22 protein-coding genes are annotated in these 24,952 nt (G+C 55.4%); 12 read left to right on the forward strand and 10 right to left on the reverse strand.

All coding sequences use genetic code 11. The annotated features are described in order from the left end of the window. Positions 1-40 precede the first annotated feature (40 nt). From KUV52_RS12030 to KUV52_RS12050, 5 genes are all read right to left on the reverse strand, one after another. Entirely contained in the window at positions 41-2,413 is a 2,373-nt protein-coding gene (locus tag KUV52_RS12030; RefSeq protein WP_222526176.1) for a response regulator, read from the reverse strand. Then, positions 2,410-3,132 carry a response regulator transcription factor gene (locus tag KUV52_RS12035; protein WP_222526177.1) on the reverse strand — a complete coding sequence of 241 codons (723 nt, stop codon included), beginning with the start codon at positions 3,130-3,132 and terminating at the stop codon, positions 2,410-2,412. The genes KUV52_RS12030 and KUV52_RS12035 overlap by 4 nt, the downstream gene beginning before the upstream one ends. A gap of 20 nt (positions 3,133-3,152) precedes the next feature. Further along, a complete protein-coding gene (locus KUV52_RS12040; protein WP_222526178.1) occupies positions 3,153-4,310 on the reverse strand; it encodes an EAL domain-containing protein in 1,158 nt (385 codons plus the stop codon). After that, entirely contained in the window at positions 4,307-4,681 is a 375-nt protein-coding gene (locus KUV52_RS12045) for an Hpt domain-containing protein (protein ID WP_222526179.1), read from the reverse strand. Before KUV52_RS12045 ends, KUV52_RS12040 begins: the two co-directional genes overlap by 4 nt. Before the next feature lie 486 nt (positions 4,682-5,167). Further along, positions 5,168-6,094, reverse strand: a complete 927-nt coding sequence (locus tag KUV52_RS12050) for an alpha/beta fold hydrolase (protein ID WP_222526180.1) — start codon at positions 6,092-6,094, stop codon at positions 5,168-5,170. A gap of 337 nt (positions 6,095-6,431) precedes the next feature. On the opposite strand from KUV52_RS12050, the gene KUV52_RS12055 reads away from it, so the two are divergent. After that, positions 6,432-7,262, forward strand: coding sequence for a pirin family protein (locus KUV52_RS12055; RefSeq protein WP_222526181.1), 831 nt, complete (start codon positions 6,432-6,434; stop codon positions 7,260-7,262). Here the strand turns inward: KUV52_RS12055 and KUV52_RS12060 are convergent. Next, positions 7,247-8,128, reverse strand: a complete 882-nt coding sequence (locus tag KUV52_RS12060; protein WP_222526182.1) for a LysR family transcriptional regulator — start codon at positions 8,126-8,128, stop codon at positions 7,247-7,249. The two genes, KUV52_RS12055 and KUV52_RS12060, sit on opposite strands and share 16 nt — an antisense overlap. Before the next feature lie 202 nt (positions 8,129-8,330). Between KUV52_RS12060 and KUV52_RS12065 the strand changes: the two genes are divergently transcribed. From KUV52_RS12065 to KUV52_RS12075, 3 genes are all read left to right on the forward strand, one after another. Beyond that, positions 8,331-8,831 carry a lactoylglutathione lyase family protein gene (locus KUV52_RS12065; protein ID WP_222526183.1) on the forward strand — a complete coding sequence of 167 codons (501 nt, stop codon included), beginning with the start codon at positions 8,331-8,333 and terminating at the stop codon, positions 8,829-8,831. Between the two features lie 141 nt (positions 8,832-8,972). Then, entirely contained in the window at positions 8,973-10,892 is a 1,920-nt protein-coding gene (locus tag KUV52_RS12070; RefSeq protein WP_222526184.1) for a DNA topoisomerase III, read from the forward strand. Between the two features lie 483 nt (positions 10,893-11,375). After that, a complete protein-coding gene (locus KUV52_RS12075) occupies positions 11,376-11,816 on the forward strand; it encodes a SixA phosphatase family protein (protein WP_222526185.1) in 441 nt (146 codons plus the stop codon). On the opposite strand, the gene pdxY is transcribed toward KUV52_RS12075, so the two are convergent. Next, positions 11,813-12,667, reverse strand: coding sequence for a pyridoxal kinase PdxY (gene pdxY / locus KUV52_RS12080; RefSeq protein WP_222526186.1), 855 nt, complete (start codon positions 12,665-12,667; stop codon positions 11,813-11,815). The genes KUV52_RS12075 and pdxY overlap by 4 nt on opposite strands. 570 nt (positions 12,668-13,237) lie before the next feature. On the opposite strand from pdxY, the gene KUV52_RS12085 reads away from it, so the two are divergent. Both KUV52_RS12085 and KUV52_RS12090 read left to right on the forward strand, forming a co-directional pair. Next, the gene (locus tag KUV52_RS12085; protein ID WP_222526187.1) at positions 13,238-14,197 is read left to right on the forward strand and encodes an endonuclease/exonuclease/phosphatase family protein; all 960 of its coding nucleotides are present in this window, start codon (positions 13,238-13,240) and stop codon (positions 14,195-14,197) included. A gap of 169 nt (positions 14,198-14,366) precedes the next feature. Continuing rightward, a complete protein-coding gene (locus KUV52_RS12090) occupies positions 14,367-15,632 on the forward strand; it encodes a transcriptional regulator (protein WP_222526188.1) in 1,266 nt (421 codons plus the stop codon). Between the two features lie 267 nt (positions 15,633-15,899). On the opposite strand, the gene KUV52_RS12095 is transcribed toward KUV52_RS12090, so the two are convergent. Genes KUV52_RS12095 through KUV52_RS12105 form a run of 3 tightly spaced genes read right to left on the reverse strand, consistent with a single transcriptional unit; the run spans position 15,900 to position 18,644 of the window. After that, the gene (locus KUV52_RS12095) at positions 15,900-16,496 is read right to left on the reverse strand and encodes a TlpA disulfide reductase family protein (RefSeq protein WP_222526189.1); all 597 of its coding nucleotides are present in this window, start codon (positions 16,494-16,496) and stop codon (positions 15,900-15,902) included. A 3-nt stretch (positions 16,497-16,499) separates the two neighbouring features. Next, complete coding sequence (locus KUV52_RS12100; RefSeq protein WP_222526190.1) at positions 16,500-16,877, reverse strand: cytochrome c-type biogenesis protein CcmH; 378 nt, start codon at positions 16,875-16,877, stop codon at positions 16,500-16,502. Positions 16,878-16,880: 3 nt separating this feature from the next. Next, positions 16,881-18,644: a heme lyase CcmF/NrfE family subunit gene (locus KUV52_RS12105; RefSeq protein ID WP_222526191.1), complete on the reverse strand. Its 1,764-nt coding sequence runs from the start codon at positions 18,642-18,644 to the stop codon at positions 16,881-16,883. Positions 18,645-19,258: 614 nt separating this feature from the next. Here KUV52_RS12105 and KUV52_RS12110 point away from each other — a divergent pair. From KUV52_RS12110 to nrfD, 6 genes are read left to right on the forward strand one after another with little or no spacing between them, the layout of a single operon-like run. Continuing rightward, on the forward strand, positions 19,259-21,277 hold the full coding sequence (locus KUV52_RS12110) for a cytochrome c3 family protein (RefSeq protein ID WP_222526192.1): 2,019 nt from the start codon (positions 19,259-19,261) through the stop codon (positions 21,275-21,277). 48 nt (positions 21,278-21,325) lie between these two features. Then, a complete protein-coding gene (locus KUV52_RS12115; RefSeq protein WP_222526193.1) occupies positions 21,326-21,748 on the forward strand; it encodes a rhodanese-like domain-containing protein in 423 nt (140 codons plus the stop codon). Between the two features lie 28 nt (positions 21,749-21,776). Continuing rightward, positions 21,777-22,529, forward strand: coding sequence for an FKBP-type peptidyl-prolyl cis-trans isomerase (locus KUV52_RS12120; protein ID WP_222526194.1), 753 nt, complete (start codon positions 21,777-21,779; stop codon positions 22,527-22,529). Between the two features lie 45 nt (positions 22,530-22,574). Further along, positions 22,575-23,231, forward strand: a complete 657-nt coding sequence (locus KUV52_RS12125; protein WP_222526195.1) for a tetratricopeptide repeat protein — start codon at positions 22,575-22,577, stop codon at positions 23,229-23,231. A 36-nt stretch (positions 23,232-23,267) separates the two neighbouring features. Then, complete coding sequence (locus tag KUV52_RS12130; RefSeq protein ID WP_222526196.1) at positions 23,268-23,978, forward strand: 4Fe-4S dicluster domain-containing protein; 711 nt, start codon at positions 23,268-23,270, stop codon at positions 23,976-23,978. A 2-nt stretch (positions 23,979-23,980) separates the two neighbouring features. Further along, positions 23,981-24,925 carry an NrfD/PsrC family molybdoenzyme membrane anchor subunit gene (gene nrfD, locus KUV52_RS12135; RefSeq protein ID WP_222526197.1) on the forward strand — a complete coding sequence of 315 codons (945 nt, stop codon included), beginning with the start codon at positions 23,981-23,983 and terminating at the stop codon, positions 24,923-24,925. Positions 24,926-24,952: the final 27 nt, after the last annotated feature.

Here is a 24,952-nt window from a genome sequence, read left to right on the forward strand (position 1 = left end):
CGGCTTTTTACTGGATTAAGCGGGGTTCAACTCCCGGCCATTACTTGACTTTATTTAGCACCGCAAAGAGTTCTTCCTCTTTGAATGGCTTGGTCAGGAAGTCCCGGATCCCGGCTTCACGACACCGTTCGCGCATGTCCCGAGTGATGTTGGCCGTCAGTGCGACGATGGGTAAGTCAGGGGTGAGAGTGCGAATGTAGCCGGTGGCTTCGATGCCATCCATCACCGGCATATGGATGTCCATTAACACCACATCAAACTCTGAGTTGTGCGCTTTCACCTTTTCCACCGCTTCCTTTCCGTTTTTGGCCATGTCGACCCTGGCGCCCACTTTCTCCAGCAAGCGCTTCATCACCAGACGGTTAAAGTCGACGTCTTCGGCGAGCAGGATGGATACCGGGTGCTTGAGTCGATCTGCGCCACAGCAGGACTGGTTGAAATCCACGTCCGTCAGATAGTAGTAGGGGTGGGGAGGGAGATCGATCAACACCTCCACGTTGGCCTGTGTGAACTCACTGGTTGGAAACTTCAATCCCTTCGACGGCAGTATGTAGAGTCGGTGAAACTCGGAGTTGAGCATCCTCTCTTTACACTCGAGGTAGTGCTGCTGTGAACACAAAACGATCGTGACGCTTTGCGTGTCCGCACTGTCCTTGACGGTGTCTAAAGTGTGGTGGAACTGAGCGATATGGACACGCTTGAACTGGCTTTCGATGGTCGCCACTACTTGGGGGGACTCATGCAGACAGACGACGTGAAGGTGGCAGAAGGAGAGTGCGGAAAAATTTACGGCATCGGAGGCTGGAGCGACCTGCACATTAACCCGGCAGGTAGTGCCTTGGCCCGGAGCGCTGTCGATAAGCAGTTCTCCCCCCATACGCTGGGCAATGCGCTCAATAATGGGGATGCCCAGGCCTGTGCCACCAAACTCTTTCTTAATCGATAGGTCAGCTTGCTCAAAGGGCTTACGCACCTGCTCAATCTTTGACTTGTGCATGCCGATACCGGTATCGGCGACGGTAATTTCAAATGTCCCGTCTGGCGACATCTTTAAGGTCAAGCGTACACAACCATTTTGGGTGAATTTGATGGCGTTGGAGAGAAGGTTCATCAGCATCTGTTTAATGCGAATTTCGTCGCCAATAAACGCTTGTGGCATGTCGTGAAGGTCAAACTCTATCGTGTTTCCTTGAACCAGATTTTGATTCTTAATCATCAGGTACACGTTGTTGACCAATTGGAGCACGTCAATACGCTCTGCTCCAATGATCATCTCCCCTGACTCGATCTTTGAAAAATCGAGAATGTCTCCAATGATGGTGGTGAGGTCATTAACAACGGACGCCGAATGGGTCACATATTCCTGCTGTTCGGCGTTTAGGTTGGTCCGCTCCAGCAGAGAGATAAAGCCCCGTATTCCGTTAAGGGGAGTGCGGATTTCGTGACTCATGTTGGCGAGAAAGAGCGACTTTGCCCGATTGGCATTATTGGCTTTATCGGTCAGTCGCTCGTTCTTATCTCTTTGTTCCTTGATGCTGTTGATGAGGCTTTCGTTCGACATCAAGCCATACACCATGGAGGAACACAGGTAGTTCACCTCAATAAAGTTGCTTTTAATGCGCTTGATACGCTGCAACTTCTCTTTGCTATCGGTAACTTTAACTGCCTTGGATAAGTAGGAGATCGGCTTGCTCAGGTTTCTAACGATAAGGTAGCCACCTAGCCAAAATACGAAACTGGAGATGACGACAATGGTAAGAAATATGACGTTCACTATCTTGGATAGTGACTGATGTTCCTCAAGCTGCTTAGCAACTCTTGCGGTTGCAAGAGCATCAAACTTTGCGATGGTCTCGTCTAAATCCTCTTTGAGTGTTTGGTGCTCGCTAGATGAGAAGACCTGAAGCAACGCGATGTTATTGTCCTGCTGAAGATCCAATTGCTGAATCGCTTCGAGTTCGATGTTAATGATCTTGTGTTCAATATCGATAACCTGAGTCAGCAGTATCAGCTCCTCGCTAGAGAAGTGGTTCATATGGATCAGGTCAAGGTCAGAGAAGTTGCCGACAAGAAGATTTTCGATCTTTGAATCTTCATCGTGAACCAGAAATGCCGTTATCTGATTGAGCTCCCTGGTAGATTCACCAAGTTTTACCGACAATAGTGAGTTAAAGCGAGATTTGTATTCAGGTGACATTGTCGCCAAGTAAAAGAAGGCATACTTGGTCAACTTGGTTGAATCAGCACGTAGCTTCTCGGTCAGGTAAGGGATCTCGATGCTCTCTTCAATGAGGTTCGATGTCTGCTCTGAGACCTTGATTTCGAGAAGGTAAACAACAACCAACGCATACATTAGCAGAATGGATGTCGTAAAGACGGCAAACGTAAACTTCTCAATGCGCATCTTTTTCATGGCAACTCGGTCTTTTCAATCAGTTCAGAGCCGGACTTCAACTGGTAGCCGAGGGACTGTACCGTAATAATGATCTCGTCTTTCAGTCCGAGTGCGCGGATCTTGTTCCGTATCTTGCTGACGGTAAGATCGACACTGCGGCTGATGCCGTCGAAGTCACGGCCTGTGGTGCTTTTTGTCAGCACGTCGCGGCTCAGTGTGCGGTAGGCACTCGACGTCAGAACCGACAGCGTTCGTGCTTCGATTCGAGTGAGGCTGGCCAGGTTGCCCTCAAACTCTATCGTTCGATTCAGGTAGTCGAAAACCAGCCCGCTGCTGTAGTGCCAGATTTTGTTGGTGGCAATGATATTGTGATTTTCCCGTCCGTTGCTTATCTGTTTAACGGCATGAATCAAAGGGATAAGTCCGCGATCCTTCGAGATGTACTGATCACAACCTTTGCTGTAAGCGAGCGTTTCGATATCGAAGCGTCGGAAGGAGGAAAAGACAATTAGATAGGTAGATGAGAGCAAGCGGATCTTTGATATATTGTCTAACGGCGTTTCGCAGTCAAGGTCAAGATCCAAAATAATGCACCGTGGCTGGACATTATTTAGTTTCAGCATAGCGGAACTGATGTCGGTAAAGCTTGTTACGACATAGCCATGCTTCTTGAAATATCGGCTTATTAGGTTCGAAGACATGATGTCGTCTTCAATTAGAAAAACATCTTTGTCCATTTTGAAAATTCCATAAGCAGTTAAATGATAGCTAATGCTTGTTCGATGTTTAATGGTGCATGGTAGTAATAGCCTTGAACCTTATCTGCACCAAGTCGCTTGGCTTGAAATTCGTCGTCCAAACTTTCAATGCCTTCGACCACAATCGATATTCCAAGGCGCTTACAACTCTCGCAGAAGCTTAAAAGGAGTTGAAACAATTTTTCGTCACTACCACTTTTATATAATAGTGACTTGTCGAATTTTACTTCTCTAAATGGGAAAGCGAGAAATTCGTTGATGGTCGCTTGTTTTAAATCAAAATCGTCGATTGAGATATTGATTCCAGACAGCCGAAATCTAATAAGATTTTGATAAGTTGTTTCAGAGCGACTGAACCCTGTTTCAGTTACTTCAAGTGTGACCAGGTTAAAAGGATAGTTCAGGCGCTGTAACAGACTGACGATCTCCTCAGAGAAAGTGTCTTCTTCCAAACTTTGATAATCAATATTAAAGGAGAGCGATACCGGGATCTCAGTCTTTCCCGTTATCTCTGAAATAGCCTTGTGGATAAGCTTGTGCGTGAAGGATGTGATTTTTCCACTTTCTACAAGCTGTGAGATGAACTCTGATGGCGTGTGGATATCGCCAAATTCATCCGTCATACGACCCAGCACCTCAAAGCCACAGAGCACACCGGAGTGTGCATAAAATTGAGGCTGATAGCGAGGCGTTATTCTCAGATCATTACATTGCTCGAAGAGCGATTCGGAGCCCGCGTTGAGAAAACGCTCTTCGAAAATCTGGCTTGTCTGAGTGATTTCCTGAATTTGCGATATCAGTTCCGATAATGGCTTGGATTTATTCAGGTTGAAGACCTGTTTTATTCCCGCAGAGCAAAGCAGGTTGTATACGGAACGGGTAATGTCTTCAGGGTAAGCACTGTAGACGATGGCTCCCAATAGGTTTCCCAGTTTAGCCAGGGCAGGATAGCGCTCGTAGGCGTTCCCATCCCCCCCCAAGTCCACGTCCAGAACCGCGATGAGAGCATCACGTGACGCGTAACGCGACAGGTCGTCGATATCCTCAACACCAAAGCACTTTGAAAATCCCTTTTTCCTCAACGAATTAACCAAGGTAATTCGTTGAAACCGGTCATCATTGACGATAAATACGTGGTAAGGAAACGCCGAAGTCACCGCTTGTCCTTTGAGAACTTTATGGCGGCAAGGCATTGGTCCAGTTCGGCGTTAACTTCTCTGATGGTTTTGCACACTTGATTGTGGCGGGCTTCATCGTAACGTAGCTGCTCGTCACGGAGCTGATTCTCAATCTGGGAAAGCTGATTGGCGTAATCAGTGAAGCCCAGCAAGCCGATGCTGCCGCAGGCCATATGAATTAAGCGGATAGCCTGGCCACTATCTTTTTGGTTTTTTTCAGATTGTTCCCGAAGAGAGGACAAAATTGACAAAGAGTACTCTTCGAAGGCGTTGATGGTTTGAAGCATGAAGTCGAAGTCGGAATCACAAACTTCTTTGAAAAAGTAATCAACATTGACCCTGCCTACCATAAAACCCTCGGTTTACTTTCGATTTACACGAGACGGATGATAGATACTTTCGAATTACAGTTCAATTGAACTCAAGGGTGAAAAGACAGCAATGTGTAACGCGGCTGTATCTTTCTGTGCTCGTATCTGGCAGGTGTCCGGCCGAAAGGTAACTGAAGTGTTTCAAATGTAAAGGTTGTGGTTTCTCTGGTGGTGTGGGTCAATCGCACTTCCACTGACAAATATCTCTCTGTATTTCAACACGTTCCCTATCTGAGCTCGAAAAAATTAAGCGGAAATGAGAAATCACCAAATATCGTGAGCCCGTCCAACATTAATAGATATTAATGTATGTTAACTGGTCAAATATTGTCCGCCGCATGACTAATAATGGCGTTTACTATCAAATTGAACCGCCATTGTTCGATTGCGATGGATTTTATGCCTGGTGTCAGACGACACGAAGAACCAAAAAAGCAATGACAATAGTGTCTTAGGTGAACAACCTTAAGGTAACTGGTCGGCCAATTCCGCCCAAAAGGTGAGCATTGCCAGGTTTACCTCTTCGGCTCGCTGGTAGTGCAAGGCATGACCTGTATTGGCAAGGGGCAGAAACCGAGTGCCTTCCCCGAGTTCCGAAAGCACTAAGGGGGCCTGGTTAAAAGGGAAAACGGAGTCCTGTTCGCCCCAGATCAACAGAGTGGGTTTCTCATGCCGGGCAAGTGCTTGAATGTCCGGACCGGGATCCTGCTGTAGAAAGTGTTGCGCGGTAGCGATGATGGCGTCCTCAAAGCCGTCATAGCGCATCTGCTGGTGAAACCTTTTGATCCAGTAATCCCGGTTTTCCTGCTCAACAAAATCACCGAGCTGCTGCTCTGCTAACGTCGGCAGGTAGGCCACACGGGCCAGGTAGTCCCCAAGCAGGGGCCAGGCGATTGGCCCGATCTCGACCGGCTGGTTGAAGGGCGCTAACAGCGTGACGCTGGTGACGTGGTTTGGATGGTCCGCCGCGTAAGCCGCAACAATGCCGCCTCCCATCGACACCCCAACCAGATGAACGGGTGTACTCAGATCCAGCGCCATCAGCAACTCATGCAGTTGTGACACAAAGGTGGCTCTGTCATAGGGAAGGTCTGGGCGATCAGAGTAACCTCGGCCAAACAGGTCAAAAGTCAGTACCTGATACCCTTGTGAGGCTACCGGTTCTGCATTCCTCGTCCAGGTGTAGTGGGGGACCGCAAAGCCATGAACCATAACCACGGTGGCCCCGGTTTCAGGCCCCTGCAGCAGATAATGAGTCGTCCCCTGCGACAGCGTAACAAATTGGCCGGTCGCCTCCTTTCGGGCGTCATCACCCAGAGGCCCGGTTTCCAGGCTCAGTATGGCGGGCAGGGCGAGTGCGATGGCGAGCACTATCAGGAGCGGTAGCAGCAAGTTGTTCTGCCTCTGGATCGTCTTATTTCCCAGTGGTCTGTGGGATATAGCAGCAGACCGGCTCCTTCGCCAGTACGCCTCTGTTGTGAGTGCGGATCGCGGTTTGAAAACGGACGGCGCGCACAGGCAGTCGCCAATATGCGCCTGGTGACCCTTATGGGTTGCTCCTCCTGTTGAGAACCGGCGTTCTCTGATTCATGTGTCACGGTCTCTATGCTGTGGTCAAGTACTGAATGGACCCAAAGGATTCGAATTAGGTGGACTAATCACCCAATTAATTGCAATTAACTTTCGATTTAATCGTTCGTACTCTGTGTCGAAAGCGAAGGAGGCGAAAATGAAGACTCGTAAACTGATAGCCGTGCAGGCATCCCGCCCGACCAGTGATGGAGACGGGGTAAAGATCCGTCGTGTCGCCGGCTTCCAGGATGGCCGGATGGACCCGTTTTTGATGCTCGATGAACTGAAAGCCGACAATACCAAGGACTATGTGGGCGGTTTTCCTCCGCATCCTCATCGTGGCATTGAAACGCTGACCTACATGCTTAAGGGGCATTTCCGACATGAGGATCACCTCGGCAATGTTGGTGAGCTTAAAGACGGTGGCGCCCAGTGGATGAGCGCGGGGCGGGGCGTTATCCACTCGGAGATGCCGATTATGACCGATGGCCAACTGCACGGTTTCCAGATCTGGATAAACCTGCCGAGGGCGAAGAAGATGCAGCCAGCGGACTATCGCGATTTCCAGGCACAGAGCATCCCTACGGTGGCGCTGCAGGGGGAGGGGGATTTTCGCCTTATCAGCGGCACTCTGAATGGTGAAAAGGGGCCTTTGGACCAGCCTTCTGTACCGATGCTAGTGGGGGATCTTCGTGCAGAAGGCGAAGTGAAACTGCCCATTCCCTCAGAGTTCGGCGCGGTGGCTTATCTGTATCAGGGGGCCGTTACCCTATGTGGGCAACAGATTGAAGCGGGCCATATGCTCTACTTTGACCAAGGAGACGCCATCTCCCTCACGGCGGTACCCGGCACCTCCGCAGGACTGATTGTGCTGGCGGGCAAGCCAATCCGGGAACCGGTGGTCCACTGGGGGCCATTTGTTATGAACTCTATGGCGGAGATTGAGCAGGCGATCGCGGATTACCAGAATGGTCAACTGACGGCCTGAAGCAGTTGAGACATGGCCTGGTTCACCAGCGCAAAGCGCCTTGGCAGGGTGTGGTAACGGCGTTGGACAAGGTAAACCGTTTCGCTGACCGGGCGATCCAGCGCATGGGACTGGATCGCGTCGGGGCGGGCAAAGGCCGCCACCGCGTTGGCGGGCAGGACCGTAAAGCCCAACCCCCGGGCTACCGGCTCCAGAATCAGCCCGATCTGGTTTGAAAAGCCTCGCTTAGGCAGTTGGCCGAGTTGTTCAAATTCGCTGTAGTTGGCACTGAGAAGCAAGCCAGCGTGGTGTGCACCATCGGGGTGATCGATGTAACCCAACCGCTCCAGAGTTTGCCAGGTTGGTTGCTGTACCTTTGCCGGAGTCACCAGGTAAAGCGGTTCTTCGGCAAAAGTCTGGCTGGAGAGTTCCGGCAGTTGTGCCGGGCGGGTGATCAGCCCGATATCCAATTGTCGTGCAGCCAGTTGGCGTTCAATGCTGTCGTTGGGCGCGAAGGCGTACTCAATCTCCAAACCGGGATGTTGACGCTGAAGGTCCAACAGTCCGGGGTAGAGTCGTAAACCGACACTGCCCGGGCTGGCGATCCGGCAGCGCCCCTCCACCTCACTGTCTTCCAGCAGGCTGCGCTCTAGCCTGTCCAACTGGCCTAGCGTACGTTGGGCCTGCTGATACACCCGTTCTCCCGCTTCCGTCAGAGTGAAGGATTTCCCCTCTCGCCGCAGAAGTGACTGGCCAAAATGGGTTTCCAGTTTTCGAATCTGTTGGCTGACGCCCGGTTGGGTCATCGCCAGCTTTTCAGCGGTACGGGTAAAGTGGCGGGTTTCCACCAGGGTACAGTAGGTTTGTAGCCAATCCAGGTTCAGCATAATGCGCCAGTATCAAAGGGAGAGAAGGTGATAAAGCATGCTTCTGATTATTGGGCGGGATAGGCGCTGTCTGCAAGCGTTCTACCCCTCCCAAATAATTAGAACCCGTTATCAAAAGTATCAAGGAGGATAATTTCACGTTGTCGATAGGCGGGCGTACTCTGAGCGGCGTCAAGTTAATCACTTTTGAGAGGCATCGACCATGAGTCAGCAAACCTATCCCCGTACCTTCTCTCACATCGGCATCTCCGTACCGGATCTGGAAGCGGCGGTGACGTTCTATACCGAAGTAATGGGCTGGTATCTCATTATGGCGCCCACCACCATTGAGCAGGATGACAGCGCCATCGGCGTGATGTGTGATGACGTGTTTGGCCCGGGCTGGGGCAGCTTCCGCATTGCTCACCTGGCCACCGGTGACAAGATTGGCATCGAGCTGTTTGAGTTTCGCAATGCGGCCCAGCCGGAGAACAACTTCGAGTACTGGAAAACCGGTGTGTTCCACTTCTCGGTGCAGGACCCGGATCTGGAAGGACTGGTGGAGAAGATCCTGGCGGCCGGAGGCAAACAGCGGATGCCAGTGCGGGAATACTACCCCGGTGAGAAGCCCTACCGCATGGTCTATATGGAAGACCCCTTCGGCAACATCATCGAGATCTACAGCCACAGCTATGAGCTGACCTACAGCGCTGGCGCTTACTGAGAAAAGGCCTCCATCAGGAGGCCTTTTTTCCGTTTTAACGCCTGTCTGAATTCGGGGGTCTGTACAGATATACAGTTGTTTGTTGCCTGCGGCCGAACCCCTGCGTTACCCTTGATGCACTCTCCATTCCTCGAATCGTACATGCGCCTCTATATTGCTGAAAAACCAAGCCTGGGTCGTGCTATTGCCGCCGTCCTTCCTAAGCCCCACAAATCGGGAGAGGGACATATAGTGGTGGGCAATGGCGATGTGGTGACCTGGTGCATTGGACACCTGCTGGAGCAGGTTGAGCCCGACGCCTACGACGAACGCTATAAGCGTTGGAACCTGTCGGATCTGCCTATCCAGGTTTCGGAGTGGAAGCTGAAACCCCGCAAGGGGGGCGCCAAACAGTTGCAGGTGATCCGCAAGCTGCTGAAAGACGCCGGGGAGATCGTGCACGCCGGCGACCCGGACCGCGAGGGGCAACTGTTAGTGGATGAGGTGCTGGACCACCTGAAACTGGACGCCGGGCGAAAGCAGGCGGCCAAGCGGCTGCTGATCAGTGACCTCAACGCCTCGGCGGTCAAACGGGCTTTGGATAATCTGAAGCTCAACCGTGATTTTGCGCCACTGTCGGTGTCAGCGCTTGCCCGTTCACGAGCCGATTGGCTCTATGGCATGAACCTGTCTCGGGCCTACACGCTGCTGGGACAGCAGGCTGGCTATGGCGGTGTCTTGTCGGTTGGTCGGGTGCAGACGCCGGTACTGGGTCTGGTGGTGCGACGGGATGAAGCGATTGAGGCGTTTGAGCCGAAGCCCTTTTACCAGCTGGATGCATTGATTGAGCATGACACTGGCACGATTCGTGCCCGATGGCAGCCCAGTGACGCCTGTTCCCGCTGGCTGGACGAGGAGGGGCGGCTGCTCAGTCGAGGTTTGGCGGAAAATGTGGCGGGGCGCATCGCGGGCCAACCCGCCAAGGTGCTGACCTCGGATCACAAAGAGAAACCGCAGGGCGCCCCTTTGCCATACTCGCTTTCGGCGTTGCAGATCGACGCCAACAAAGCCTTTGGCTTGAACGCTCAGGAAGTGCTGAGTGTGGCGCAGTCGCTCTACGAGAAACACAAGGCGATCACCTATCCCCGTTCCGACTGTCGACACCTTCCGGTTGAGCATCACCAGGAGGCGGGGGCGGTTTGCCAGGCCATTGCCAACGCCTCGCCTGAACTGGCCCAATTCGTGTCTGGAGCGGACCTCACCCGGCGCTCCCGCGCCTGGAATGACAGTAAGATCAGCGCGCACCATGCCATCATTCCTACGCCCAAAGCGGTGAATCCTCAAAGCCTATCCGCCAAGGAGGCGAAGGTGTATGGCCTGGTGGCACGGCAATATCTGATGCAGTTCTATCCTGCAGCGGTGTTTGCCGAGTCCAAACTCCTGTTCCAGATTGGCACCGGTGAGTTTGTGGCCAAAGGCAAGGTGCTGAGACAGGCTGGGTGGCGAGCGTTGCTGCCCAAAAGCAAGGAATCGGATGAGGCTCTGGCACTGCCCGCGTTGCCGGTGGGCAGCGAATGGCCCTGCATGGGTGGCGATATTAAGGACTGCATGACGGAACCGCCGAAACCCTTTACCGAGGCGACCCTGTTGCAGGCGATGACGGGCATTGCCCGCTTTGTGCTGGACGACACCCTGAAGGGGATACTGCGGGATACCGATGGTCTTGGGACAGAAGCGACACGGGCAGGGATATTGGAACTGCTGTGTAAGCGGGGGCTGCTAAAGCGGGAGGGGAAAGCGTTGAGATCAACCCCATCGGGTCGGGGTCTCATCCATGCGTTACCTGAAGAAGCCAGCTACCCGGATATGACCGCCCACTGGGAGCGTCAGTTGGGAGACATCGCTGATCGTCAGCAGGGTTACGGCCCTTTTATGGGGGATCTGGACACCCGATTGGCTGCGCTGATTCAGCAGGCCCAGGAGGGTGGGGTACCCACTTCACTGCGCAATCTTCCGCCGGTGCAGCGTCGCAAGCCGATACGTCGCCGGGCCAAAAGCGCAAAAAAAACGCCATCTCAATGAGATGGCGGTGAAAACGATTCAATAAATGCAGGGAGATGATGATTTCCTTGCTTAGTCAGACCCGGCCTTTCTGAGTTGGTTCCCCGCCATCCCCAAAAATTTTGCATTTTTTCCGCAGGCGTTTCGATGAGTGCCTGGCACGCAAAAAAAAGCCACCCGTAAAACGGATGGCTGGCGAACTCGTCAAAATTTTGCAGGGAGATGATGATTTCCTTGCCTGTTCAGACCCGGTGGATCCGGGTTAGTTCCCCACTTTCCAAAAAAATTCTGAATCCGTTTGCCCGGATGCCTCCGAGGGGGGAGACAGGGGCAAAAAAAAGCCACCCGATGAGCGGATGGCTGGCGAATTCGTCAAAAATTTGCAGGGAGATGATGAATTACTTAATGCTTAGGACTGCCCTGTTGGTCGGAAGTTCACTGCCGAGGCAAAAAAATCCACTTTTCTAGAGCGCTTGTTAGCGCTGGGGAGGTCGTATCAAACAGTTGCTTCTGATCCGTCATGCCAAATCCAGTTGGCGCATTGAGGACCTGGCCGATCAATACCGGCCCTTGTCCAGCAAGGGATACCGGGATGCGCCCCTGATTTGGCAGAGGCGTCCTTTTGATCCCCAACTCTGGCTCTGTTCACCCGCTATTCGTGCCTACAGCACCGCTCGATTGATGCAAGCCGCTCCCCTTGAGTTGGTCGAGCGTCTCTATCCCGGATCGCCCGAGTCCATCCTTGCGGAGGTGGCGGCGCTTGATGAAACGCTGGATCAGGTTGCTCTGGTGGGGCACAACCCGGCACTGGCTCAGTTGGCGAGTCAACTGGCCGGTGAGGTGGTTGATCTGAAAACCGCTGATATGGTCTGGCTGCAGTGGGAAGGGAGTTGGAAGGATCTGGAGAACGGGGCCCATGTGACCCCCGTTCCCCGTCCGGATTAAACCGCGTACGCCTCGAACCGATGGGCCGGGTCGACCAGTTGGTCCTGTACGGCTACCAGCAGCAGCTCGCGGCTTTGTTGTTTATGGGTCTCGTTAAACAGCGCGAACATGGCGCCTGCCACGTGCTCGAGGGCGGCCTTGAGATCCCGCTTCTCCAGGTACTTGGCCAGGAACAGTGCGGTGGTGGCATCACCGGAACCGTTCATCGGTGTGGGGAAGGTCAGGCGAGGCGTCCGAACCAGATAAGCGGCTCCCTCACTGATGGCCAGCATCTCGATGCTTTCCTCCGGGGCGTCTTCACGCAGCAGTGAAGTGATCAGTACGACTTTGGGCCCCTGAGCCAGCAGCATGCGGCCTGCTTCCAGCGCATCTTCGAGGGTGCGCAGTGTCTTTCCGGTCAGAAATTCGGTCTCAAAGTGATTCGGAGTGAGAATGTCGGCGTGCTGGATTACCGCATCGCGGAAGTGCTCGGGTACGCCCGGGCGGACAAAGATCCCCCGGTCCACATCACCAATCACCGGGTCACAGCAGTAGAGGGCGTCAGGGTTGGCGGCCCGGACTTTGGCCACGGCATCCAGAATCACCTGCGCCATTTTGGGATCCCCAAGATAGCCGGACAGTACAGCGCTGCACTGAGGCAGCACACCACGATCCTCAATGCCCTGAATCACTTCTGATACGGTCTCCGGTGCAAACACCGGACCACGCCACTCACCGTGTCCGGTGTGGTTGGAGAACATCACGGTGTAGACGGGCCACACATTGAGTCCCATGCGTTGCAAAGGAAAGACGGCAGAGGCGTTGCCTGCGTGGCCGTAGGCCACATGGGACTGAATGGAAAGGATGTTCATGGAGCGGCCTTATCCCTGTAACGAACAAAACGCTGTTTTTACCACGATTGCCGCGGTGTGCCTATGGCGGGCCCACCGGAGGGTGAACTGACTGACAAAGAACCACCAAACTGCGCGGCTGAGTGAGGGCTCAGTTGCCTCAGCGCTTCTTGTTCCATCGGTATAGCCTTTCTAGTCAGTTGCCAGTCATGATGAGGTTACCTGGCGAGCACAAAATTCTGATTGCCAAAGCCATAGTCACTGCCATTGTTACTTCTTTTGAAATTCGCAATAGGTTACTCCCCCGGCGATGTGGCCCGGTTTACTATGCGGCCACTGAAAAGCGTTATTGGCGACCCGAGCTGAAAACGGTTGTCGGGTTGTCCAATTCAGCCTGGTAACTGATGAGCGATATCCCGAACTGGTCCCGACTCCCTAATGGCGGCAGTGCCGTGCCAGGAAGGGCAGGCAACCTCTGTTGGTTCGACATGCCACTTCTCAATATTGAGCTTTGGCTAAGGCTGGTGTTGGCTGAGGGAAGCCGTTAGTCTCGGAACATCGCAGATCCCGAATACGGAGTGCTGTTCGTCGATGAATCCCGCTTTCTCCATCGCCACCTTTAACCTGTTTAATTTCGTGGAGCCGCCGTTGGCTTTCTACGACGGCGAGAACATCTACGACGCTCAGCAATGGCGGCAAAAATGCGACTGGACCGAAGCGCGGCTGGAGGAGATGGCGGCGGATATTGTCGGTTTTCAGGAGGTGTTCAGCCCACAGCCTCTGGCGGCGATCTGTGAGCGCCAGGGCTTGATTCACTGGGCACTGGCTGAGGGAATGCCGGAGCGGGATTATGTTCGTCGCAAGCCCCGGGTCGCCTTGGCCAGTCGCTATCCCATTCTGTCTGTCGATACGGTGGCCCCCTGCCCGCAACTGGCGCAGGCGCTGGGGTTATCGGGCGACTTTGCCTTTTCCCGTTTACCCCTCAAGGCCCGCCTTCGCATTGAGGGTTTTTCCGATCTTCGCGTCGTGGTAGTGCACCTGAAGAGCCCCCGTCCGGCCTGGGAGGCCGGGGAGCATCTTTTGGTCCCCGATGAGGCTATCAATGCGCTGATTGCACAGCCCGTATTGGGGCGATGGGGCTCGGCGCTGCAGCGCAGTGCCGAAGCGGCAATGCTCTATCTGGATATTCTCCGTGACCAGATGGTGGAACCCCTGCCGACGGTACTGCTGGGCGATCTCAACGGCGATCTTGGCAGCGATCTGCTCACGCCACTTCTGGCTGGGGAACGGGAAGCGTTGCAGCTGTGGGATGCGCACGATCTGGCGCTCTACCAAGGGGATCGCGACCCGACCCATTACTGGGGAGGGCGGGGTAGTGTGCTGGATCATGTCATGCTTTCAGCCCACTTCAATGCGGGCTTTGGCCAGAGTCTGGCACAGGTGGATGAGGTGGTGGTTTGGGACCGTCACCTGCGCTTTAATGACGCGACGCTCGACCGGATGGGATCGGACCATGCACCGGTTCAGGCCAGGGTTTCGGTGCGCAGTTAACCGGAACCGAAACTCCTTACCCACCTTTGTGTCAGATTGCTAGCGCCTTATCAGTTGGCTCAAAGCACACTGAGAGAGGGGTCACAAGGCCGAATGTCACTTATTGTTACACTGTGATACGCCGGGATATACCCAAGGCGTTAACACACAGATAACAAGAACTGCCATCATGGTGAACCTCAGTAAGTCGCTCGACTATGATACTCAAGCCGGATCACTTATCGACAAGCGCACCGGCGATAGCATTCCTTTAACCTTCTCTGAAGCGGCGGTGTTGTCCGAGTTGCTAAAACATCGGGATGACATCTGCTCCAAAGAGGCTCTGCTTGAAGCCGGGTGGCCCGATCGCGTGGTCGCGGCGTCCTCCTTGCTGCAGTGCATCAGCTTGCTTCGTAAGAAGCTTCAGCCCTATCCCGAGATTGAACTGAAAACCCTGGCGCGCCGTGGTTATCAGCTAACGATCCGAGAGCTTGATAGCGAAGAGGGCGGTGAACAAAGCCCGATTCGTAACTGGCGCCCCCTGCTGGTAACGCTGGTTGCCATGGTTTCGATCTCTGGCTTGCTCGGCTGGTACGTCGGGGATTACCACAAGATGCTCCAAACCAGCCAGGTGTGGAGTGGCAGCATTACCAAGAGCCTGACCATCGGCAGTGCTCGAGGCGCTCTGCAGATCCTGACTCGTGATGACCAGGATAAGCCCCGTTCCACCAGTTGGCAGCGCCACTTTATTGAGACCGCAATTCCGCATCAGCACTTTAATCAGTTCAAAGCGTTTGGCCTGACCAGCGACTATGGGCACTCCCTGGCACTCTGTCCCGAGTTTCATCAGGGCGGGTGTTCCGGAAAGGGCCTGTTGAACATTACGTTCCCCGCGAATGAGAAGGTGAGTCTGAACCTCCCAGAGTTTCTTGCGCAAGCCGAGTTGATGGAGGAGCGGATCCGCTACAACCGGATTCAGTTGCCCAAGGCGCCGGAGTATCACGGCGAGGGGAAACTGGTGGAGGAGATCTACCAGGGCGACATCTATTATCCCGCCAACAATCGCTTGTTGATCCGAACTGATCACGCGCTCTCTCTGGTGTACCAGGACGCCAACAGCGGTGTACTGTCAGCCAGCTACTGCGTCACCGATGAGGATTGCATCACCTCCCCCATCAAGTACCGGATTGAGGGCCGCTTTAAGCGATACGAAAGGACCATGGGTTCTGACCGGTTCGAGGTGTTCCAGGTTGAGGTGACCCGCAAGAACCTGTTTACCCCGGAGCATGTCAGCCCCTCAGCGCTGGTCTTCTACCGTGAACTGCGCCGCCAGAGCCTGAGTAAAGACCCGATCTACTTCTATCGCCTGCACAGTGATAGCGAGTCCGGACTGTGGATTCTGCCCTATATGGGCAATACGGTGGCGTGGATGCCACGCAGTGAACTGAAGATGTAATCCCCGGACTGAATCCGACTGAAAAACGCCGCCGATTGTGCGGCGTTTTTTTGTGTCTGGGCATAGGGAGCCGGATAGCCTGAGTGGCACTGAGACGGTGAGCCGGAGAAGAGGGGGACGCTCAGTTAGGCGGATCGCTTCCGGTTGCTTTGGCTCGAGGCAGTGACGTTGCCACACACTCAACCGGTCAGGGGGGTCATCAAAAACGGGGGAGGGCGCCCCAAAAAAGCCCCCATAAAGGGGGCAAAGCGGAGGGATGGGGCGGCATCAGCTCTTTTGCGGCTGCGCGTATTTAGCGATGAATTTGTCCAGGTAGGGGATGATCCCCTTGGCTTCCCAATCCAGATAACCGCGGACAAAGCCGACCAGGTGACCTTCACCGTCAAACAGGTAGGTGGCGGGCACCACATTCACCGGAACCGTTGCACCGATGGTGTGCTCTGGATCATAGAGGGTGGGCAGGTCGGGCAGATCCAGCTTTTCCAGCAAGGCGCGGACGTCACCGGGCAGTTCGCCCTCCTGGTCGATATTCAGAGGCACCACGGTCAAGCCCTTGCCCTGATAGTGCGTTTTCAGTGCGTCCATTTCCGGCAACTCTTTGCGGCAAGGGCCGCACCAGGTCGCCCACAGGTTCAGCAACACCACCTGGCCGCGAAACTGGGACAGGCTGACGGGCTCACCAGCGTCATTATTGAAGGTCAAATCTGGCACTTTTCGGGCCTGAGAAAACTCGATCATGCGGGAGAGCACCATTGGCTTCTGAATGGGCTCCCCGGTGGCGTAGGCTTTTTCCAGTTGAGAGGTGGCATGAGCCGGCAGACTCAGTGACAGAGCCAGCCCAAGCGCCAAAGCGGAAATTCGCATTGTTCACTCCGATTTTGATGGGCGGCGGGCGGCAACGAACACACCCGCAGCAAGAAGACAAAACAGGCCCACAGGACCAAACCACAGCAGCCAGGTGCTGGCTTCCAGAGCGGGCCGATAGCGGATTTGAGGCCCATAACGGGCTTCCAGCTCTGCAATGATGGTGTCCCGACTTGCCCCCTCGATAACCCGTTCCGCGATGCGGGCTTTCAGCTCAAAGGCGATGGGGGCCTGGGATTCCTGTACCGTCAGGTTGACCGATGCCGGACAGCGTAACTCGGCGGCGATCGCCTCATATTGATGGCGCTGATTGGCGGACATCGGGGTTGCGGACAGAGTGAGGCTGGTCATCAGCAGCGTCAGCAGCAAAAACACTCTCATGAGTTATTGTCCTTTTCGGCGGGGCCACAGGCAGAGCAGGCCGCCCAGCATCATCAAGGCCGCACTGAGCCACAGGCCGTTGATGCCGGGTTTGTAACTGATGCGCATCAGGTATTCGCCCTGTTCCAACTCCGGCCCCATCGACAGATAGAGATCCCCCAGCGGCTGGCGGAGCAGCGCGGATTCGGTCAGCTCAGTCATATCGTCCATATAGGTGCGGCGCTGAGGCAGCAGAGTGGCGGTCTTCACGCCAGCGTCATCTTCAACGCGGATGCGGGCCTGAGTGGCGATAAAGCCCCGGCCGTTAACGGTTTCAGTGGCCTCATACACCACGGTGTGGTCGGCGACGATTCGGCCGGTGCCCGGTCCCATACGCACCATGGCGTTCTGCTCATAATTGGAGACAGCCGTCGCCCCCAGCATTGCAATAACCAGCCCGAAGTGGGCGAGCCACATTCCGACCTGACGAGGCTGACTCAGAAGATGGGGAGCCTGAATCAGCCTGACCACCAGGGTGATCAGCAGCGCCAGCGCGGTAAAGGCACCGGCACTGACCCACATCCATTTGTCGGTGGGCCAGGCCACCAGAATGGCCGCCGTCGCGATGGTGCTGGCGACCACCACTAGAGTGGGAATAAGCCAGCCGGAACCCCGCAGCAGAGCGATGGCGGCGAGCAGTGCACAGAGGCAGGTGATCGGCACAAACAGACTGTTGAAGTAGGGGGGACCCACGGAGATGGCGCCCAGATCCAGCATTTTGAACAGGATCGGGTAGCAGGTGCCCAGCAGTACCGCGAAAGCTGCCACCAACGTGAGCAGCGCGCCAAACAGCGTCATACCGCTGCGCCCCGCCAGGGGTGCTGGTTGACTGTCCGGCGTGCCGCGCCAGGCGATGATCAATAGTGCCGGACCTACGGTGGACAGTAACAAGCTAAGGATGGCGATGCCTCGGCTGGGATCGGAGGCAAAAGCGTGCACCGAATCGATCACACCGGAGCGCACCAAAAAGGTACCGATAAGCGCCAGCGTGTATCCGAGAATACAGAGGATCAGGCTGCTGGCAGCCAACGCCTTATGGCGCCGGTTCAGGTAAAGCAGGTGAAGCAGGGCGGTGGCCACAAGCCAGGGAATAAAGGAGGCGTTTTCCACCGGATCCCAGAACCACCATCCGCCCCAACCCAGTTCGTGGTAGGCCCACCAGGAGCCGAAAGCGTTGCCGCCGGTCAGCACGATCCAGGTCAGCAGCGTCCAGTGACGTAGCCACTGCGTCAGATCCGCAGAGTAGCGACGCTGCCAAAGGGCGGCAACGGCGCCGGCAAACAGTACGGTAAAGCCGATATAGCCGAGAAAGATCAGCGGGGGGTGCAGGATCAGACCGATATCCTGAAGCAAGGGGTTAAGGTCACGACCTTCAGCGGGTACATCCGGCAACAGTCTGGCAAAGGGATTTGAGGTGAGCAGAATCACCAGGTTAAATCCGGCATTGACCCCGGCCAGTATAGTGACCACGAGCCTTTGGAAGGCAGGCTCCAGGTGCTGCTTAAACGCAATGCACGCCAACGCCAATGTGATGCCCGCAGCCCAGAACAGGAATGAGCCCTCGTGACCGCCCCAAAGTGCCGCAATTTTATAGGGCCAGGCGAGTGAACTGTTGGAGTTGTTCGCTACGTAAGCAACCGAAAAGTCGTTGGTCAGGAAACTGATGGCCAGGCTGAGCACGGCAATCACGGTGCATCCCAACATCATTGCGACGCAGGTTTTCTGCATTTGCCATCGGTAAAGCGAATAGCGATTAAGCAGGGGCATCCCTAAGATCAGTATTGATAAGAAGGTGCCGACAATAAAAGCAAAGTGCCCAATTTCCGGGATCACAATTCACCTCGTAATCATTGGGTGAGGGTAAGTAAATAATGAAAGACCAATCGACTTAGCCTCATTATCGATACTCACTTTATCACTCCAAACCACTATCAAGACCTTCCTCTTCGGCAAAGTGTGAAGCGCCTCCCTCAAAAATAAGTGCGCAAAAAATGGGCGAAAAAGTAAAAAGTATTCACTACTTGATGTTCTCAATATTGCAACCCCATTCGATTAAAGAAGCTGCAACAATTAGCCTTTATCAGGGCTAAAAACGCCCCGTTTTAGGTCTGATTAAACCTAACGAATAGTTAGTTAGGGTGTTGTAATTAAAGGCTATTAGCTGCCATTTGGTGATGGGTGGTCCTTTGAGAACCCAAGGGAAAGCAAAATGTGACACAAGTTGGGTAATTTTGTGTTTTCTCGGTGTTTCAATAATTTCACCTTCCCGAGACAAGCCATGGGAACCGTAGATTTCATACGGGGCAAAGTCCGGGAGGGAAAAAAGAAATTAGGAGATGTTGATGAATACCTGGAAACTCCGGGCGACCGTTGCGGCCGTCATTGCCACCACCAGTGTAGCTGCCTACGCTGGTGATGCGGCAAAAGGTCCCAACCCGAAAATGTCGCCGCAAGCTCAATTGATTTTTGACAACCCCGATGGCACCGAAGCGGTGAAAGGGGTTAAAACCCTCCACGATTATATCGTTGACGAAAAAGAACTGTTCGATTTCCTCTTCGAAAATCACCCGATCTTCAAGACCTACGGTCCGGAAGGACGGATGCTGGGTAAACCGCACATCAGTGACCGCGGTGAAGAGTATCTGCATACCGGTAACTCAGAAGAGTACAGCGGTGTCGTGGGGCGTCCCTCGGCTGTCCAGTACCGTCTGGGCGCCAAGTCCATCCTGGATTACCCCAACAAGTTTGTTGGTCCCGAAAAATGCGGTGAGTGTCACGCGGTGCAGTATGAGAAGTGGAAGCGCTCTCGTCACGCCAACACCATCCGTTTCCCGGAGCACGTGGTTGAAGCACCGAACGGCGACCTGAACGCCGGCCTGTATGGCACCAAGGCCTCCATTCTGCCGATGGGGATCACCGAGGACGCCATCTACGCCGTTGTGGGAACACCCCGCACCAAGTACGGCTTCATCGACCCCTACCTGGTTCGTGGTTCCTACCATATCGTTGACGGTCTGTTGAAAGACGGCACCGGTACCCTGGTGGCCGGTGGTAACCAGTTCTCCCGGGTTTGGGCCGACTGGCTGACGCCGGAGATGGCCAAGAAGATCAACAAAGCCATCCCGGATTTCCCGGTTGATATGGCTGAACACGGGAAGATGGGCTCCAACGTATGGGGCATGAACTCCTACGGCTCCACTTACAAAGACAAACTGCTGTTCCAGCCGGCGTCCTCCTACTGCGAGGTGTGTCACACCTTTAAGTTTGATTTCCAGAGTGATGACGAGTTCTTTGCTGCCCTGGGTAACCCGGAAGAGCTGCGCAAGCACACCATCGCCCGTGGCGTAAGCTGCGAAGAGTGTCACGGCGCCGGTGCTCACCTCGACGGCGGTGTCGGTAAACTGCAGTCCAACTGTGAACGCTGCCACCAGCGCTTCGACTACAAGCCTCAGATCGCCACGGGTCCGGACTCCAAGCCGGAAGACGCCTTTGGCGTGAAGATGAAGGGGGCGTGTCCGTCCTGCGGTACCGAAGGTTCCCAGATGTTTGGCTCTGCCCACTATGACGCGGGTATGCGTTGTACCACCTGTCACGATCCGCACGAAGTGACCGACGGCAGCTACCTGACTGGTGTGACCAAGACCAATCAGAAAGTGGATTGTGCCAGCTGTCACGAGGCCCAGGCGGAGTTCCATGCCAAGTCTGAAGCCCACGGTGAATCCGATTGTACCTCTTGCCACATGCCCAATATGGGCTCCTGTGAGAAGTTCGCCTCCATTCAGTTCCCGGACCACGCAGGCTTCGATAACGTCCGCGCTTCCCACGTCTGGAACATCGACGTTCATCCGAACCGCAAGACCCTGAACCCGGCTGAAGGCCAGCCCCGTAACGGTTCCGGTAAAGGCTGGACCATGGCCAAGGATGAGGACGGTTACACCTACCTCGACCTGATGTGGTCTTGTGCCCGTACCTCCTCCTCCGACCGCAACGTGGTGAACGGCAAAGGCTGTCACAGCCAGTTCCAGTCTGAGCTGGATGAAGGCCTGCATTTCCAGGATCAGATGGAGATCTACGGCGAAGTGATGAAGTGGCAGGAGCCGGTGAAAGAGACCCATGCCAAGGTGGTTAAGTCTATCGAACGCATCGAGCAGTTGTTGAACGTGACCCGTCTGTCCACCACAGACAAGGCTCAGGTTCTGATGATGGTCGATAAGGCCCGCGATGCGGTTGCCAAGATCGAGAAAGACGGCTCCTGGGGTGTCCACGGCTTCGACTACTCCAAACGCATCATTGAAGACGCTTGGATCTACGTTCAGGAAGCCCAGTCCATGCTCGACAACGGTGACTACGTCGGCGAGTAAGGCATAAAGCGGCCCCGGCGAGAGCCGGGGCCGACTTGAGGGAACGTCATGAAAACACTTCTGAAAATCCTCGCCTTAGCCACTGCACTGGCGACGCCGGCGGCCCTAGCGGGCGCAGGTGGTGAGATGCGGCCCGCCCCCACCTATGACACTGAGATCACCTTTCTCAGTATGGCCCAGGCGGAACAGCGGCTGGGGCAGCCGGGGGTCCTCTTCTACGACGTCAATGTGCTGGAGATCTGGGCTGATGGATATATCCCGGGTGCCATCCACTTCTTCGTCGACAACTGGAAGGAACTGCTCCCCGAGAACAAAGACGCTGAGATGATTTTTTACTGCGCCAATCGCCTCTGCAACGCCAGTGAGATTGCCGCACACGCGGTCAAGGCCATGGGTTACACCAACGTGAGCCAGATGCCGGACGGCATTTTTGGCTGGAAGATGTCCGGCCGTGTGACTGAGAAACCCTGATGACTCGCTCAAACCAAGAGACAAGATTATGAAACGCTTCTGCAAACACGCTTTGGCCGCACTGGCTGTCAGTTCCGCCCTGTTTACTCTGCCGGCCCTGGCCGTCGACCTTGAGAACGAGTCCTACAGCATCGGCGCCTCTTTCGGAAAGTACCTGTCTGGTCAATTGGAAGGGCAGAAGGAGCTGGGTCAGGAGATCGATCTGGATGCACTCATGGATGGCCTGGAAGACGCCCTGAAAGGGGACACCAGGCTGGAACCGGAAGCGATGCTGGACCACCTGAACGCCCGTGCTGAACGGTTGAATGACGAGCTGAAGCAGAAGCAGCAAGCCGAGATGGACGCTGCCAAAGCGGCCAACGACGCCTACCTGGCAGAGAACGCTCAGAAAGCGGGTGTGACCATCACCAAGTCCGGCCTGCAGTATGAAGTGCTCACCCAAGGTGACGGTGAAAAACCCTCCAGAGAGGACGTGGTCACCGTGCATTTCAAAGGCTGGACCATCGATGGTTCCCAGTTTGAAAACACCTACACCAAGGGCGAACCGGCCCAGATGAGCCTGATCCACACCATCCCCGGCTGGGAGGAGGGCGTCCAACTGATGTCCCCTGGTGCGAAGTATCGTTTCGTCATGCCTTCCACGCTGGCTTACGACATCCAGGATCCCAAGGCCGCGATGGCCCCCCATTCCGCACTGATTTTCGAAATTGAGCTGCTCTCTTTTGAAGAGCCGAAGGCCGGCAACTTTGGCCATGGCGCTTCAATGGGGGGCGGTGAGTAATCCCTTATCAGCCAATCCGATCGATCGACGATGTGCGAGGTTCCCATGACCCCATTAGCCCTGCCCCTGACGGCTCTCCTGTTATGCGTCTGCGGGATCGTCCTGCTGCAGCACCAATGGTGTGCGGTTCGGATGCCGTCGCCGGGCAAGGTGTTCCCTGTGGTCCTGATGTCATCTCTCATCCTCCCTGCAATGACCCTCTACGGCCAGCTTGGGCGCTTTGGGGATTGGGACCAGGTCACCGTCGATCATCGGGTTGGCTACCTGCTGCAGAAAACCATCAACGAAGACCGCCTGGCGCTGGACGAGAACCCCGGCAATCCCGAGCGCTATCTGAAACTGGCCCGAAGTCACGCCGCTGGCGGTCAGTATGAGCAGGCGGTCTCCGTGATGGATCAGCTACTGGCACTGACCACGCCTCAGCCCGCGTGGCTGGGTCTTAAAGCCAGTTACCTCTACTACCGTGATGGCCGGGCGTTCGGCGAGGACGCCCGGGCTCTGGTGGAGCAGGCCCTGGCCCTGGACAACGCAGACGTAACCACACGGATGTTGCTGGCCAACCAGGCCTACTTAGTTGGCCGCTACGAGGAGGCCATCGGGCATTGGCAGGTGCTTCTGTCCAGTAACAAGGATGACGTCAACCGCACTGCCATCGGTAACGCCATCTCGCGGGCTCAGGCCCGTCTGGCTGAAGGGCATTGACAGCCCGACCCCATCAATAACAACGAGGATGATGATGTGAACCAACTGAAGCTACACCGACGCCAGTTCCTGCAGGGGATCGGTGTTGGTACTGCGGCGGTGACCCTGGCGGCGTGCAGCAGCACCGAGGAGGGCGCCGACGGCGAGAAGCGCCCTCACTATGTGATGTTGTTCGACCAGACCAAGTGCACCGGTTGTGGCCGCTGTAAAGACGCCTGCAACGAGGCCAACGATCTGCCGGAAGGGATGGCGCGCCTAAATCTGGAGCGCCAGAGCGACCGAGTAGAGGGCGCCACCTGTCCCACCTGTGGCAAAACCGAGTGCCACTGCGACCGGAAATACGTGCGCGTATCCTGCCAGCAGTGCCAGAAGGCGCCCTGTGTGATGGTGTGTCCGACGGGCGCGGCCTACCGCGATGAGAAAACCGGCATTGTTACCATGGACGGCAGCAAGTGTGCGGGTTGTAAGTACTGTATCGGCGCCTGCCCCTACAACGTACGGCAGATCAATCAAGACACCGATGTGGCAGACAACTGCGACTTCTGCCTGCACTCCAAGCTGGCTAAGGGCGAACTGCCCGCCTGTGTGCAAGCGTGCAAGCATAAGGCGCTGGTGTTCGGTGATGCCAATAACCCCAACAGCTATGTCAGCCGCTTGCTCGCCGTGAAGAACACCCAGCGGATCCGTCCACACCTGGGTACTGAGCCCAGCCTGCGCTACGTCGCCAAAATGAAGCCGGAGGTGTGAGCATGAACGGCATCGACTTTACCACTGGCCTGGGCGGCGCCATCGCCTGGCCCTGGCCCATCGCGGTCTACCTGTTCTTCGCCGGGATCTCCGGCGGTGCTCTTACCGTCGCCATGCTGATGCGGATCTACAAGCAGCAAACCGTGGACACACCTCTGCTTAAAGCGGCGGGGGTGGTCTCCGTGGTCACCATTCTGCTGGGGATGCTGTGTCTGGTGCTCGACCTGACCAATCCGCTGTTCTTCTGGAAGATCCTGGTCTTCTATAACTTCAACTCCGTGATGTCCCTGGGTGTGGTGGTGCTGTGTCTCTACATCCCCCTCACTATGGTGATTGCGGCCTTCGCGCTGCGGGATGAGTTGGCCAAAATCCCCCAGACCGCGTTCCTCGTACCGCTGCTGGATCGCTTCGTTGCGCTGCGCCGCCCCTGCGAATGGGTAGGGCTGTTGAGTGCCGTGGCGGTGTGTGCCTATACCGGCTTCCTGATCTCTGCGCTGGTGCGCTTCCCGATCATCAACTCCTCCATCCTGCCGGCTCTGTTTGTGGTGTCCGGTCTGTCTGCCGGTACCGCGGTGGCCAAAGCGGTGGCGGTGAAGTTCTTCGGTGAAAAGCTGCACAGCAAAGAGATGCACCTGCTGCATGGTGCCGAGTGGCCGATCATGGCGGTGGAAGCGATGTTCATCTTTATGCTGTTCTCCGGCCTGATCTTCGGTGATGCGGTGAGCAACGCCGCCATGGCCGCCTTCTCTGAAGGGGTGTGGGGGGCGCTGTTCTGGTTCGGTGTGGTTGGCCTGGGCTTTGTTCTTCCGCTGGCGTTCAACTTCGCCTTTGGCCAGAAGTTTGCCCACTCCGGCCGGGCGTTCTACGCCACCTGCTTCAGTGTGGTGTCCGCCATGATGTGTCTGCGTCTGTTCCTGCTGATGGGCGGCCAGATCTACGGCATGTAATGACCAATACGTCGGGGGTGAAAGCCC

It is taken from the genome of Ferrimonas balearica (assembly GCF_019802055.1).
Classification (GTDB): domain Bacteria; phylum Pseudomonadota; class Gammaproteobacteria; order Enterobacterales; family Shewanellaceae; genus Ferrimonas; species Ferrimonas balearica_A.